The organism is Streptomyces sp. NPDC007917, assembly GCF_042959105.1.
Taxonomy (GTDB): Bacteria; Actinomycetota; Actinomycetes; order Streptomycetales; family Streptomycetaceae; genus Streptomyces.
Window position 1 is genome coordinate 226,532 of record NZ_JBIBKK010000007.1, and the last position, 14,252, is coordinate 240,783.

The 14,252-nt window shown below is 70.1% G+C and carries 12 protein-coding genes and 1 riboswitch; of the genes, 4 read left to right on the forward strand and 8 right to left on the reverse strand.

Features of this window, described 5'->3' with window-relative positions:
• Window positions 1-29 precede the first annotated feature (29 nt).
• From ACFZDL_RS16155 to ACFZDL_RS16185, 7 genes are all read right to left on the reverse strand, one after another.
• Window positions 30-1,139, reverse strand: a complete 1,110-nt coding sequence (locus ACFZDL_RS16155) for a dipeptide ABC transporter ATP-binding protein (RefSeq protein WP_353595653.1) — start codon at window positions 1,137-1,139, stop codon at window positions 30-32.
• A 20-nt stretch (window positions 1,140-1,159) separates the two neighbouring features.
• Window positions 1,160-2,323: an ABC transporter ATP-binding protein gene (locus ACFZDL_RS16160; protein ID WP_353595654.1), complete on the reverse strand. Its 1,164-nt coding sequence runs from the start codon at window positions 2,321-2,323 to the stop codon at window positions 1,160-1,162.
• A complete protein-coding gene (locus ACFZDL_RS16165; RefSeq protein ID WP_353595655.1) occupies window positions 2,320-3,294 on the reverse strand; it encodes an ABC transporter permease in 975 nt (324 codons plus the stop codon). The genes ACFZDL_RS16160 and ACFZDL_RS16165 overlap by 4 nt, the downstream gene beginning before the upstream one ends.
• Before the next feature lie 154 nt (window positions 3,295-3,448).
• Entirely contained in the window at window positions 3,449-5,215 is a 1,767-nt protein-coding gene (locus ACFZDL_RS16170) for an ABC transporter substrate-binding protein (RefSeq protein ID WP_353595656.1), read from the reverse strand.
• Between the two features lie 131 nt (window positions 5,216-5,346).
• Window positions 5,347-6,351, reverse strand: coding sequence for an ABC transporter permease (locus ACFZDL_RS16175; RefSeq protein WP_353595657.1), 1,005 nt, complete (start codon window positions 6,349-6,351; stop codon window positions 5,347-5,349).
• A 315-nt stretch (window positions 6,352-6,666) separates the two neighbouring features.
• Window positions 6,667-7,434, reverse strand: a complete 768-nt coding sequence (locus ACFZDL_RS16180; protein ID WP_353595666.1) for an enhanced serine sensitivity protein SseB C-terminal domain-containing protein — start codon at window positions 7,432-7,434, stop codon at window positions 6,667-6,669.
• A gap of 145 nt (window positions 7,435-7,579) precedes the next feature.
• Window positions 7,580-8,404 (reverse strand): enhanced serine sensitivity protein SseB, encoded by an 825-nt coding sequence (locus ACFZDL_RS16185; protein WP_353595658.1) that lies wholly within the window; start codon window positions 8,402-8,404, stop codon window positions 7,580-7,582.
• A gap of 247 nt (window positions 8,405-8,651) precedes the next feature.
• On the opposite strand from ACFZDL_RS16185, the gene ACFZDL_RS16190 reads away from it, so the two are divergent.
• Window positions 8,652-10,019, forward strand: coding sequence for a hypothetical protein (locus tag ACFZDL_RS16190; RefSeq protein WP_353595659.1), 1,368 nt, complete (start codon window positions 8,652-8,654; stop codon window positions 10,017-10,019).
• 28 nt (window positions 10,020-10,047) lie between these two features.
• On the opposite strand, the gene ACFZDL_RS16195 is transcribed toward ACFZDL_RS16190, so the two are convergent.
• Window positions 10,048-10,746, reverse strand: coding sequence for an AAA family ATPase (locus ACFZDL_RS16195; protein ID WP_391191289.1), 699 nt, complete (start codon window positions 10,744-10,746; stop codon window positions 10,048-10,050).
• 221 nt (window positions 10,747-10,967) lie between these two features.
• A riboswitch (glycine riboswitch) is annotated at window positions 10,968-11,078 on the forward strand.
• A gap of 158 nt (window positions 11,079-11,236) precedes the next feature.
• Here ACFZDL_RS16195 and gcvT point away from each other — a divergent pair.
• From gcvT to glyA, 3 genes are all read left to right on the forward strand, one after another.
• Window positions 11,237-12,358 (forward strand): glycine cleavage system aminomethyltransferase GcvT, encoded by a 1,122-nt coding sequence (gcvT, locus tag ACFZDL_RS16200; RefSeq protein WP_353595661.1) that lies wholly within the window; start codon window positions 11,237-11,239, stop codon window positions 12,356-12,358.
• A gap of 137 nt (window positions 12,359-12,495) precedes the next feature.
• Window positions 12,496-12,873, forward strand: a complete 378-nt coding sequence (gene gcvH / locus ACFZDL_RS16205; protein ID WP_353595662.1) for a glycine cleavage system protein GcvH — start codon at window positions 12,496-12,498, stop codon at window positions 12,871-12,873.
• 24 nt (window positions 12,874-12,897) lie between these two features.
• A complete protein-coding gene (gene glyA, locus ACFZDL_RS16210; protein ID WP_353595663.1) occupies window positions 12,898-14,163 on the forward strand; it encodes a serine hydroxymethyltransferase in 1,266 nt (421 codons plus the stop codon).
• The last annotated feature ends 89 nt before the right edge of the window (window positions 14,164-14,252 follow it).

Below are 14,252 nucleotides of genomic sequence, written 5' to 3' on the forward strand. Positions count from 1 at the left end.
GCTGCCGCTCCCTCCTGGGCTAGTCCGGGCTAGTCCCCCTTCTCCACCTTCTTCTCCACCTTCGCCGCCGCCTCGGGCCCGGCCTTCTCCGCCGGGACCTGGTCGGGGCCAGGCGGCGGTAGCCGCATATCGGATACAGACTCCGGGTGGTGGCAGGCCACCTGGTGCCCGGTCGCCAGCGCGACCAGCGGCGGCTCCTGCTGTTTGCACACTTCGGTCGCCTTCCAGCACCGGGTGTGGAAGCGGCAGCCGGAGGGCGGTGAGATCGGCGAGGGGACATCGCCCTTGAGCAGGATCCGCTCGCGCTTGGCCCGCCGCCTGGGGTCCGGCACCGGCACCGCCGAGAGCAGCGCCTTGGTGTACGGGTGCATGGGGCGCTCGTACAGGTCCTTGCGGTCCGCCAGCTCGACGATCTTGCCGAGGTACATCACCGCGATCCGGTCCGAGACGTGCCGGATGACCGACAGGTCGTGCGCGATGATCACATACGTGAGGCCGAGCTCGTCCTGGAGGTCGTCCAGCAGGTTGACCACCTGGGCCTGGATCGAGACGTCCAGCGCCGAGACCGGCTCGTCCGCGACGACCAGCTTGGGCTTGAGCGCGAGCGCCCGGGCGATGCCGATGCGCTGGCGCTGGCCGCCGGAGAACTCGTGCGGGTAGCGGTTGTAGTGCTCGGGGTTGAGGCCGACCAGCGCCAGCAGCCGCTGCACCTCGGCCTTGATGCCGCCCTCCGGCTTGACCCCCTGGAGCCGGAAGGGCGCGCCGACGATGGTGCCGATCGTGTGCCGGGGGTTCAGCGACGAGTACGGGTCCTGGAAGATCATCTGCACATCGCGGCGCATCGGCCGCATCCCGGCGGTGCCGAGGTGTGTGATGTCCTTGCCCTCGAACTCGATCTTCCCGCGGGTGGGTTCCAGCAGCCGGGTGATCAGCCGTCCCATGGTGGACTTGCCGCACCCGGACTCGCCCACCACGCCCAGGGTCTCCCCGGGCCGTACGTCGAAGTCCAGGCCGTCCACCGCCTGCACCGCGCCGGCCTGCCGCTGCAGCAGCCCCTTCTTGATGGGGAAGTGCTTGACCAGGCCGGACACCTTGAGCAGGGGTTCGGGGGTGGTGGTCGCCTGCTCCGGGACCGTCATCTTCGGATCCTTCGTGTCCGTCACAGCTTCGGCGCAATCTCTTCGGTCCAGATCCGCGTGCGCTCCTCCTGCGTCATGTGGCACGCGGAGAAGTGGTCGCCACTCCCGGCCACACGCAGCTCCGGCCGCTCCGTGCGCGTGATGTTGTCCTTGGGCACATCGGCGTACGGGCAGCGCGGGTGGAAGGCACAGCCGGACGGCACGTTGATCAGGCTGGGCGGGGAGCCCTTGACCGGGATGAGGCGGTCGGTCTGGTCGCGGTCGATACGCGGCATCGAGCCGAGCAGGCCCCAGGTGTAGGGGTGCTGGGGCTCGTAGAAGACCTTCTCGGCCGGACCGCGCTCGACACAGCGGCCGCCGTACATCACCAGGAGGTCGTCGGCGAGCTCGGCGACGACGCCCAGGTCGTGGGTGATGATGATGACCGCGGAGCCGAACTCCTTCTGGAGATCCCGGATGAGGTCGAGGATCTGCGCCTGCACGGTGACGTCCAGGGCGGTGGTCGGCTCATCGGCGATCAGCAGCTCGGGGTTGTTGACCAGCGACATCGCGATCATCGCGCGCTGCCGCATACCGCCGGAGAACTCGTGCGGATAGCTGTCCACCCGCTTGTCCGGCTGCGGGATGCCGACGCGGTCCAGCATCTCGACGGCGCGCTTGCGGGCCACGTCCTTGGTGACGTCGTGGTGGACCCGGTACGCCTCGCTGATCTGGCGGCCGATGGTGTAGTAGGGGTGCAGCGCGGACAGCGGATCCTGGAAGATCATCGCCATCTCACGGCCGCGCAGCTTGCGCACCTCCTCCGGGTCGCCGCCCAGCAGCTCCTGCCCGTTCAGCCAGATCTCGCCGGAGATCCGCGCCTTGCGCCGGCCGTACTGCCCGGCGGTGTGCAGGCCCATGATGCCCAGCGAGGTGACGGACTTGCCGGAGCCGGACTCGCCGACGATGCCGAGCGTCTTGCCCTTCTCCAGCCGGAAGCTGAGCCCGTCCACCGACTTGACCAGGCCGTCGTCCGTCGGGAAGTGGACCTTGAGGTCGCGCACCTCGAGGAAGGCGGTGGGCGCCGGGGAGCCGGCCGCGGCCACCTCGCCGAGCGCGGTGCCGGTGGCCGGCAGATCGCCGGTCTTCTCGGGCTTGTCGAGCTTGGCGGGCTTGTCGGTCCCGGACTTTTCGATATCGGTCATCCGAGCCTCACTCGCGGGTCGACGACGGCGTACAGGAGGTCCACGATGAGGTTGGCCACCACGATGAACAGGGCCGCGATCAAGGTGACGCCGAGGATGACCGGCAGGTCCTTGTTGGTGATCGCGGTCACCGCGAGCCGGCCGAGGCCCGGCAGGTTGTACGTGGTCTCGGTCAGCACCGCGCCGCCCAGCAGGGCACCGAGGTCCAGACCGAGCAGGGTGAGGATCGGGGTCCAGGTGGAGCGCATGGCGTGCCGTCCGATCACGACGCGCTCCCGCAGGCCCTTGGCGCGGGCCGTGCGGATGTAGTCCTCGCCCAGGATCTCCAGCATGGTGGCGCGGGTGAGCCGGGCGTAGGTCGCGGCGTAGAGGAAGGCCAGGGTGATCCAGGGAAGGATCAGGCTCTGGAACCACACGGCCGGGTCGTCGCCGATGCTCGTGTAGTCCGCGTCGATCCAGTTCAGTTGGTAGCTGAAGACGGCCAGGGAGAGCAGGCCGGTGAAGTAGATGGGCAGCGAGACACCGGCGAGGGCGACGCCCATTGCCGCGCGGTCCCACAGGGTGCCCCGGCGCAGCGCGGAGACGACACCGGTGAGGACACCGCCGACCAGCCACAGCACACAGGCGCCCGCGGCGAGCGAGAGGGTGACCGGCATGGCGTCGGTCAGCTGCGGCCACACCGCCTGCTCGGTGCGGAAGGAGTAGCCGAAGCAGGGCGCGGGGCAATGGGTGACGTCACTGCCGTTGGCATAGTCACGCCCGACGAACAGACCCTCGATGAAGTGCCAGAACTGCACCAGCAGCGGATCGTCGAGGCTCAGCTTCTGTCTGATGCCCTCGATGGCCTCCGGGTCGGACTGTTTGCCGACGAAGAGGAGCGCGGGATCGGAACCGGCCCACTTCGGGATCATGAAGAAGATGGCGAAGGTCGTGAGCGTGACGACCAACAGCATCATGATGACGGCGAACAAGCGCCGGATGACATAAGCAAGCACTGTGCGCGGCCCGGCGGTGGTCCGGGGCCCCCGATCGGGGAGCGCCCGGACCACCGCCCGCGGCCATCACCTGCCCTTCGGGCCTATACGGTTCGGCGATGGTGGGGTGTGACGGTCGCTTGGCGAACCATCACTTGACGACGCCGAGCTGGGAGTAGTCGTAACGGCCGTTGTAGGCCCCCGACGAGAAGGCGTTCGTCAGCCGCGAGCTGCGCCAGGTGATGTTCTTCTCGTAGAGGAAGGGCATCTGCACGGCCTTGTCGGCGATGGCGTGGTTGATCTCCTTGTAGATCTCGCCCGCCTTGGCCGGGTCGGTCTCCTTGAGCGCGTCGTCGAAGAGTCCGTTGATCTTCGGGTCGTCGGTCTCGGAGACGTTGTAGTTACCGGTCTGCTGGATGAAGCGGCCGTCGATCAGCGGCTGCTCGAAGCCCTGGCCGGTCGGGAAGTCGGGGCCCCAGCCGGTCATGGACAGACCGTAGCCGCGCTTCTTCATCACCTCGGGGGAGCCGGTGATGCTCGCCGAGGCGGCGCCGTCGATGTTGTTGACCTCGATGTCGATGCCGACCTTGGCCAGCGACTCCTGGAGCGTCTCGGCGGCCTCGACCTCGTTCGGCTGGTCGGTACGGGCGACGATGTTGGTCTTGAAGCCGCCCGGCTTGCCGCACTGCTTCAGCTCGTCCTTGGCCTTGGCCACGTCCGGCGCGCCCTTGCGCTCGAGGACGCCGTACGGGTCGTAGTCGTCCGAGCCCGCGATGCTCTTGGGGAGCATGTTGGGAGCGATGTCACCGCCGGCCTGCGGGCCACCGCGGGTGGTCTGCAGCGCCTTGTAGTCGGTGGCGTAGAAGACCGCCTTGCGGCAGTGGACGTTGTCGAACGGCTTGACCTTGGTGACGAAGTCGACGTAGCGGACGAAGCTCGTCGGGATGTTGTCGACGTTGCCCTTGTGCTGCTTGAGCGCGTCGCTGCGGCCGGCCTGGCTCATGCCGGTGGCGCTGAGGAAGACGTCGTAGTCGCCCTTGATCAGCCGCTGGTCGATGGCGTCCAGGTTGGAGTTGAAGTCCACCGTGATCTTGTCCGGCAGGGCCGGGCGGATCGGGTCGGACTCCTTCTTCCACTTGGTGTTGCGGACCAGCACCGCGCCCTTGCCCGGCTTGTACGACTCGACCTTGTACGGGCCGGAGGAGAAGGGCCGGTTGGTGTACTTGGCGCCGGTGTCCTTGGAAGCCTTCACGGGCGAGCCGGTGGGCATGGCCAGCATCTGCTCGAAGTCACCGTTGGGCTTGGGCAGACGGAAGATGATCGTCTTCGCGTCAGGCGTCTCGATCGCCTTCAGGCCCAGCTTGTCCTTGGAGGTGTCCTTGTACGGGCCCTTGTACTTGCCGTCGGGGTCGAGGACCTGGCGCAGATAGGCCGGGCCGCCGGAGACGACGTCCTTGGCCCAGATGCGCTCGATGCCGTACTTGATGTCCTGGGCGGTGATCGGCGAGCCGTCCTCCCAGGTGATCCCGTCACGCAGGGTGTACGTGTAGGTCTTGCCGCCGTCGGTGATCTTGGCGTTGGAGGTGGCCAGGTCGGGGACGAGCTTGTTGCTCTCCTTGCCCGGCTTGGGCGCGTAGGTGATCAGTTGGCGCGTGTAGAACCGCGCGAAGTCCCAGGCGAAGCCGTAGTACTGGCGCTGCGGGTCGAGCGAGTCGAAGTCCTGCTTGTTGACGAACTTCAGCGTGCCGCCCGTCTTGGTCGACTTGCTGGCGATGCCCGTCACCGCGGCGTTGAAACCGGCGCCCTCGCCCTTGTCGTCTTTGGAGCCGCCGCCACACGCCGCGGTGGCCATCAGGGCACCGACGGCGATCGTGGCACCGGCGATCCGCCTGCTTCTCGACGAACGTAGGGGTTTCATTGTTTCCTGCAACCTCCGGGGTATGGGTCCTTGGCACGGCGCCGGAGAACCATCGGGGGACCGCCGCCTGACAGACGCGGTAGGGGCAGATTCGTTTCGGTGCGGCTGGGCCGCGGCCGGGCGGGTCGCCGTCAACGCGTTCCCTTCGGGTCGAGGGCGTCGCGGACGCCGTCGCCGAAGAGGTTGAACGCCAACACCGTGATGAAGATCGCCAGACCCGGGATGATCATGAACATGGGGTCGTCCTGATAGGTGCCGACGGCCTTGGAGAGCATCTGACCCCAGGAGGCGGTGGGCGGCCTCACGCCCGCGCCCAGGAAGCTGAGCGCCGCCTCGGTGAGGATGTTGGTGGGGATCATCAGCGTGGCGTAGACGGTGATGGGGGCGACCAGGTTGGGCAGCAGCTCCCGGAAGAGGATGTAGCGCCGGCCGGCGCCCAGGCTGCGCGCCGCCTCTACGTACTCCTTCTCGCGCAGCGACAGCGTCTGGCCGCGGACGATGCGGCCGACGTACGGCCAGCCGAAGAAGCCGATGACGGAGACCAGGATGGCGATGCGCACCCCGCTGCCGCTCAGCCCCAGCAGGTCGTTCGGGAGCACCGAGACCAGGGAGATGATGAACAGCAGCTGCGGGAAGGCCAGCAGCATGTCCATCACGCGGCTGATAACGGTGTCAACCCAGCCGCCGAAATACCCCGCGATGACGCCGAAGACCGTCCCCAGCACCACGGCGACGACCGCCGCGAGGAAGGCCACCAGCAGCGAGATCCGCGCGCCGTAGACGATCCGGCTGAACACGTCGCGGCCGTTCTGCGGTTCGACACCGAGGAGGAAGTCGGAGCTGATGCCGCCCATCGACCCCTTCGGGGTGCCGAACAGCGGGTCGATCTCCTCCTGGTGGAACTCGTTGGGCGGATGCCCCAGCAGACTCACGATCAGCGGCGCGAAGATGGCCACCAGCACCAGGAACAGAACCACGGCCCCGCCGGCCAGCGCCAGTTTGTCCCGCTTGAGGCGCATCCAGGCGATCTGACGCAGCGACCTGCCCTCGACCGAGGCCTTGACTACATCCGCCGCGACATCGACGGGCGCGGCCGGTTCCACGTCCGTGCTCGTGCCGTGCAATGGTGCCGTCATCGTGGTGGGGACCCCTCTCGACCGGTGGTGACCGGCCCACGACCCGCCGCTGTAGCGGCATGGTTCACAAACGCAAGTGAATGTCGTGCTTGTGGTGCGGAAGTTTTGCGAAGGGGAAGTGTGAGCTACCCGCAGGTACGGACACCTCCCGTTGCGGGAGTCTTCATCGCGCTTGTGATCACCCGCCAGCCCATCCGGGCAATGGATGCCTAACCGTGATGTGGCGAGGAGTGTTCCGTTATCCGGACCGCGACTCCGCTCAGCGGTGCGTGCCGTCCGGTTAACAGGACCGTTACCGGTGTGGTGACAGGGGTGTTACCAGGTGCTGGGGGCGGGTCCGGACTGCCGGCCGCCGTGCTGCGGCGGATAGCCGTACGAGGGCGCGGGCTGGGCCGCCCCGAAGGCGTCACGGTCGAAGAACGGGCGGGCGTTGGCCCGCATCCACATCGCCACCGGGTCGTACTCGTCGGACATCGCGACCGTGGAGACCGGCAGCCCGTCCGGCACCGCGCCGACCGACTGGCGCATCATCGCCCGCGCGGCCTCCACCCCGGCGGCGCCGGTGTCGTACAGGTCGAGCCCGATCGCCAGATACGGCGCGCCGAGCGCGGGCTGCACCCAGGCGCGGCGCATCGACCGCACCGCGGGTGTGCGGTGCGCGTTCTGCCCCAACAGGGCGTAGAACTGGGGGATTTCAATGGCCGGCTCACTCAGCCGCAGCGGCCCGGCGGGCAGCAGGTCCAGGCCGCAGGCGATTCTGCGCAGATCGAGCCAGGGAATGCCCACGCCACCGCCGGGGGCGTGCGGGTTGAGCCACAGGCCGTAGTGGTCGGGGAAGAGGGAGGACGCGATCTGGCGCCCGCCCACCACCTCATGGGCGCGGTTCCAGCCGCTGGCGGCGAGCTCCTGGGCGGAGGTCACACAGGGGGCGTAGCCGAGCCCGGCGACGTCCATGTTTCCGTACTGCGCGTCGGGCGAGCCGGGGGTGCCGTGCCACAGCAGCATCCAGACCTGGCCGTCGGCGAGCGCGTACAGCAGTGACTCATAGGCGTCGTACCGGCCGGGAGCGACCTGCTGCAGCATCCGCTCGATATGGCCGCCTCCCGCGCTCACCTGGGTCCGCCCCTCTCTCGGCCTGTCCACAACACTCGGCCAGGGGCGCACGACCGCGCCCCGTCACCGGTCATCCAACCAGCTTACGGGCCCTTACAGGGGTCTCCCGGGCGACTCAGCGGTCACGGTCGTAGAACGGTCGCACCCGCTCGCGCATCCAGTCCGCCACCGGGTCCTGCGCGACGTCCAGCAGAACGAGCTGGACCGTCCACGGCAACGGCACGGCGCCGAGCGCACGGCCGAGCGCCTCCACCGCGGTGGCCTGGCTCTCCGGGCCCGGAAGGTCGAGCTCGACGCCGACGAACAGCGCGGGCGGCTCCCCCTCGACGCTGGCCAGGGCGCGCCGGGCGGTGCGCAATCCGTCCACCTTGCCGAACTCGAGCCCGGCGGCGGCCAGGAAGTCGACCGGTTCGTCCTGCCAGTCCGGTTCGAAGAGGCGCACCCGGCCACCGGTGGCCGGACCGTCGAGCTCGCTGCGCCCGCTCCGGCACAGCTCGGCCACGGCCGGCGGCGGAAGCGGGACGCCGACCGCGCCGCCGGGGTTCACCGCGATGCCGAGCTGGGGCGGCAGTCCGCGGGCGAATTCGACGGCAGGGGCGACGGTGAACGCCATATGGGCGCCTACGACCTGCAGGAACTGCTGTTCGGAGCTGAACACGGGCACATAGGCGCCGCCTTCGATCTCCATGGTGGGCAGGTCCAGGCCGTTGCTGTCCGGGCCGCCCCCCTTGGGCAGCGGCACCCAGATCCGGCTGCGGGCCAGGGTCTCGACGATGCGGGCGCCGGCGCCGGGGACGTCGACCGAGGCGGCGAGCACCTCTTCGAGCTCATTGCCCGGAAAGGCCGGAAACGCCGGGGTCCCAGCCGGGGACTCAGCAAACGCACCGTCAGAAAACCCGTTGTGAGCCGGTACTGGACCGTACTGCTCCGGGATGCTCATTTCCGCTCAACCGCCATCTCGTCGGACCTGCACAAGCACCCTAACGGCTGCATCGCCCGGCGGCATCGGGGGCCGTCGATCTCCACAGCAAATCCCCAGGCCGGGGGCGAGGAGACGGCCAGACGTGTTACGCCTTACGACCACTTCTGACCGCTTCAGGCAGTAATTGTCGAGTTGCGCACCGTTTGCGTTCTTCGCACCGTGATGTCGAGTACGCCCGTACGTCACCACAGCGAAGGAAGGTCTCATGATCCGCCCCTCCCGCAAGGCCGAAGTCCTTGTCACCTCCGTCATGGCCGGCTCCCTTCTGTTCGGCACCGCCGGGCTGTCCGCAGCCTCGACCGGCGGGTCCGGGGGCGCGGCCGGCGCCAAGGCCCCGGTCCCCACCCCGGCAGCACTCGCCGACACACGGATGAGCCCCGCCCAGACCCAGGCCATGCGCGATCTGCGGGTCCTCCTCGAGCGGGTGGCCGCCCTGGCCAAGGCGGTGGAGGAGGCCCCGGGCGGGATGCTCTCCGAGGCCGAGCTGGTCAAGCACGCGGCGGCGATCGACAGCGCGGTGAAGGCCGCCCGCAAGTCCGCAGAGGCGGCCCGCACCCCGAGGGCCACCGCGCACGTCCAGGAGAAGGCCCAGAGCAAGGCGCGCGACAAGGCCCAGGCCGAGGGCCGCAAGCAGGTCCGGGACCGGATGCCCTCGGACGACCCTGAGCAGGGCCAGGACCCGGGCCAGAGCCAGGACCAGGAGCAGGGCCAGAACCAGAACCAAGGCCAGGACCAGCAGCCGGGCCAGAACCAGGAGCAGGGTCAGAACCAGGGCCAGGAGCAGGGCCAGATCACCGTGCCGCCGCAGGCCGCCGAGCAGGGGCAGGCCGCCGGGCAGGAGCAGGCCCAGATGCCGCCGTACGCCGCCCAGACCGAGCCCACGGACGTCTCGACGGACCCGCTGGACGCGCTGCAGCGGGCGATCGACGACCTGCTGGACGCCATCGCCGCCGGCGACGAAGCCGCCGCCGCGGCGGCGCTCCCCCGTATCGCCGACGCCATCGTCGAGCTGATCAGCTCTCTCGTCGGCCCGCTCCCGGGGATGGGCCAGCCGATGACGCCCCCGATGCTGCCGCTCCCGGACGAGGCATCGACCCTCGCCGACGACGCGTCCGCGCTCGCCGCCCGGCCCATCACCATGGCTGCCGCCACCGAGCCCGGCGCGAAGCCCGGCACCGACAAGCCCGGTAAGCACGACCACGGCAAGGACGATCACGTAAAGAAGGACCACGCGAAGAACGAGCACGACAAGAACGAGCACGGCAAGAAGGACCACGACAAGAGCGACCACGGCAAGAAGCAGGACGCCAAGAAGCCGGACGCCAAGAAGCAGGACGCCAAGAAGCACGACACCAAGCCCGGCGACACCGAGGAGCCCGGCACCGAGAAGCCCGGCGCCGAGAAGCCCGCCGAGAAGCCGGACGTGAAGAAGCCCGGTACGCAGCGGCCCACCACGACGGCCCTCAGCCCCCTGTCTGCCGTCGAGCCCGCCGCGCCCAAGGTGGCCGAGGACGACTCCGTGGCCCCCATGCCGCTGCCCCACCCGGTGGAGGCGATCGCCGGGACCCCGTGACGGCTGCGCTCCGCCGTCCCGCCGCGCGTCACTCGAAGCCGATGCGGCGCAGCGCGCCGGCGGCCGCCCGATCCAGCAGCGCCACCGAGGCGCAGCCTTCGGGCGGCCGCCCGCCCTCCGCGGCGGCGACCAGCCGTCCCACGGCGCGGCGGTGCCGCCCGAAGGCGTAGCGGGAGACCGCGCGGCCGCGGGCGGCCTGCCCCTCCAGGGCCACCGCGGCCCCCACGTCCAGCAGCACCATGTGCAGCCGGCGGCCGGTGCGCCGGGCGTCGCGGGCCAGCCAGCGGCGGACCCAGGGGAGCGTGCCGCAGTCGTGCACCACGACGCTGGCGCCCGAGCGCAGCGCCCGGCGCAGCCCGGCGTAGTGGGCGCAGCGCACCAGGGGGCGGTAGAGGGCGTACGGCAGCCAGCGGGGCACCCGCCGCTCCCAGCGCTCGCGGGTGTCCTGCGAGTCCACCCGCAGCACCACGCCCCCGCGCTGGTCCAGGCGGGGCACGGCCCGGCCGATCATGGTGCTCTTGCCGCTGCCGGGCAGCCCGGAGGCGACCACCACGTCCCCCGCGCGGTAGCGCAGCTCGCGCCCGGTCGCGGCCGCGCCGCCGTCGCCGCGCAGATCGTGCACATGCGCCCCGCGCCCCGGCCTGAGCGCACCTCCGGTCGGCGCCGCGCCCTGCGTCACCGGCAGGGGTCCACATGTCGTCGTCGCGTACGTACCCTGCCCGTGCACCGTGATCGTCCTCCTAGGTCGGTCACTGCGGCTCGTTCCCGAAGAGTGTCAAGAAAAGGTAATGTCCAGCAAGGTGGTATTCCCGTGGGCTGGGTGTTCGTGCCCTGTGGGTCCGGCCTTCGGGGGTCAGGGGCCAGGGGCGACGGCGGTTCTGCCCGTTCGGGCCTTCCCTTCTCGGGCGTACGTGCGATGATGTTGCGCGCAACTCCATACCGGCCGCTTGAATCCGCGCGGGAGAGTCCTCGGCCACCGGCAGCAGTGCCGGCCGTCCGGGGCGCCGAAGGAGCAAGTCCTCCCTTGAATCTCTCAGGCCCCGATACCGCGTGGACGAGGCAGATCTGAAAAGCGAGCCGCTGGCGTGGCTCCACCCACGGTGCAAGCCGGACCGCTCGAAGAAGGGGTCACGGCGAACCTCTCAGGTTCCGATGACAGATGGGGAGGACAACGTCCTCGTCGTCCTCGTCGTCGTCCCGCCCTGGAGCCAACCCTTATGACCCATGTCTCAACCCCCCGCCGCACCGCCCTGGACGCGGTGCACCGCGCGCTGGGCGCCACCATGACCGACTTCGCCGGCTGGGACATGCCGCTGCGCTACGGCAGCGAGCGCGACGAGCACACCGCGGTGCGCACCCGCGCCGGCCTCTTCGACCTCTCCCACATGGGGGAGATCACACTCACCGGTCCGCAGGCCGGCGCCGCCCTGGACCGGGCGCTGGTGGGCCATCTGTCGGCGCTCGCCGTCGGCCGCGCCCGCTACACCATGATCTGCGACGCCGAAGGCGGCATCCTGGACGACCTGATCGTCTACCGCCTCGGCGAGCAGGAGTTCCTGGTGGTCGCCAACGCCTCGAACGCCCAGGTGGTGCTGGACGCGCTGACCGAGCGCGCCGAGGGCCTAGACGCCGCCGTACGGGACGACCGGGACGCGTACGCGCTGATCGCCGTCCAGGGCCCGGCGTCCGCAGCGATCCTGGGGGGCCTGACCGACGCCGATCTGGACGGCCTCAAGTACTACGCGGGCCTGCCCGGCACGGTCGCGGGCGTCCCGGCGCTGATCGCCCGTACCGGCTACACGGGCGAGGACGGCTTCGAGCTGTTCGTCCCGCCGGGCGACGCCGAGCGGCTGTGGCAGGCGCTGAGCGAGGCGGGGGCCCCGGCCGGGCTGGTCCCGTGCGGGCTGTCCTGCCGGGACACGCTGCGCCTGGAGGCCGGGATGCCGCTGTACGGGCATGAGCTGACCCGCGCGACCACGCCCTTCGACGCGGGGCTCGGCCGGGTGGTGAAGTTCGACAAGCCCGGTGACTTCGTCGGGCGCCAGGCCCTGGAGGCGGCGGCCCGGCGGGCCGAGGCAGATCCGCCGCGGGCGCTGGTCGGCCTGGTCGCGGCGGGCCGCCGGGTCCCGCGCGCGGGGTACGCGGTGCTCGCCGCGGACGGCGCGGTGATCGGCGAGGTCACCTCGGGCGCGCCCTCGCCCACCCTCGGCAAGCCGATCGCGATCGCGTACGTGGACGCCGCGCACGCCGCGCCGGGGACGGCGGGAGTGTCGGTGGACATCCGCGGTACCCATGAGCCGTACGAGGTCGTGGCCCTCCCCTTCTACAAGCGGCGCTGAGCCCGCCGTCCCCCGGTGCCCGGCCGCCGTCCACCGGGCGGCGCCGGGCCATCCCGCGCATATCCCTGCGTACCGCCTGTCCCACCAGGCAAGACCCGTTTCCCAAGCACTCCCCCGTATCCAGGAGAATCGGACCTATGAACAACCCCCAGCAGCTGCGTTACAGCAAGGAGCACGAGTGGCTGTCGGCCGGCGAGGACGGTGTGTCGACGGTCGGCATCACCGAGTTCGCGGCCAACTCGCTCGGCGATGTCGTCTTCGTCCAGCTTCCGGAGGTCGGCACGACGGTCACCGCGGGTGAGACCTGCGGCGAACTGGAGTCCACGAAGTCCGTCAGCGATCTTTACGCGCCGGTCACCGGCGAGGTCACCGAGATCAACGAGGACGTGGTGAACGACCCGGCGCTGGTGAATTCCGCCCCCTTCGAGGGCGGCTGGCTGTTCAAGGTGCGGGTGACGGACGAGCCGGACGAACTGCTGTCCGCCGACGAGTACGCCGCCTTCACCGAAAACTGAACCCTTCCTTCGATCGGGACCCTGATGTCGCTTCTCAACAGCTCCCTGCACGAGCTCGACCCGGACGTAGCCGCCGCGGTCGACGCCGAACTCCACCGCCAGCAGTCCACCCTGGAGATGATCGCTTCGGAGAACTTCGCTCCGGTCGCGGTCATGGAGGCCCAGGGCTCGGTCCTGACCAACAAGTACGCCGAGGGCTACCCAGGCCGCCGCTACTACGGCGGCTGTGAGCACGTCGACGTGGTCGAGCAGATCGCCATCGACCGCGTCAAGGCGCTCTTCGGCGCCGAGGCCGCCAACGTTCAGCCGCACTCCGGCGCCCAGGCGAACGCGGCCGCGATGTTCGCCCTGCTCTCCCCCGGCGACACCATCCTCGGGCTGAACCTGGCGCACGGCGGCCACCTCACCCACGGGATGAAGATCAACTTCTCCGGCAAGCTCTACAACGTGGTGCCCTACCACGTGGACGCCGAGACCGGCCTGGTCGACATGGAGGAGGTCGAGCGGCTGGCCAAGGAGCACCGTCCCAAGCTGGTGATCGCGGGCTGGTCGGCGTACCCGCGTCAGCTGGACTTCGCGGCCTTCCGCCGGATCGCGGACGAGGTCGGCGCCTACCTCATGGTGGACATGGCCCACTTCGCCGGTCTGGTGGCGGCCGGGCTGCACCCCTCCCCGGTGCCGCACGCCCATGTGGTCACCACCACCACCCACAAGACCCTCGGCGGCCCGCGCGGCGGTGTGATCCTCTCCACGGCCGAACTGGCCAAGAAGATCAACTCCGCGGTCTTCCCCGGTCAGCAGGGCGGCCCGCTGGAGCATGTGGTCGCGGCCAAGGCCGTGGCGTTCAAGATCGCCGCGGGTGAGGACTTCAAGGAGCGCCAGCAGCGCACCCTCGAAGGCGCCAGGCTGCTGGCCGACCGGCTCGCCCAGCCGGACGTGGCCAAGGCCGGGGTCTCCGTACTGTCCGGCGGCACCGACGTCCACCTCGTCCTGGTCGACCTGCGCGACTCGGAGCTGGACGGCCGGCAGGCCGAGGACCGCCTCCACGAGATCGGCATCACGGTCAACCGCAACGCCATCCCGAACGACCCGCGCCCCCCGATGGTCACCTCCGGCCTGCGCATCGGCACCCCGGCGCTGGCCACCCGCGGCTTCACCGCCGACGACTTCCGTGAGGTCGCCGACATCATCGCCGCCGCCCTCCAGCCGTCCTACGACGCGGAGGGGTTGAAGGCGCGCGTCACCGCGCTCGCCGACAAGCACCCGCTGTACCCGGACCTGAAGAAGTAACGGGCCCGGAAGGCGGGCGGGGGCGCACATCCCAGCGCCCCTGCCCGCCCCGCACCACGCACCCACCGTGCAGACGCAAGGAGTTCACC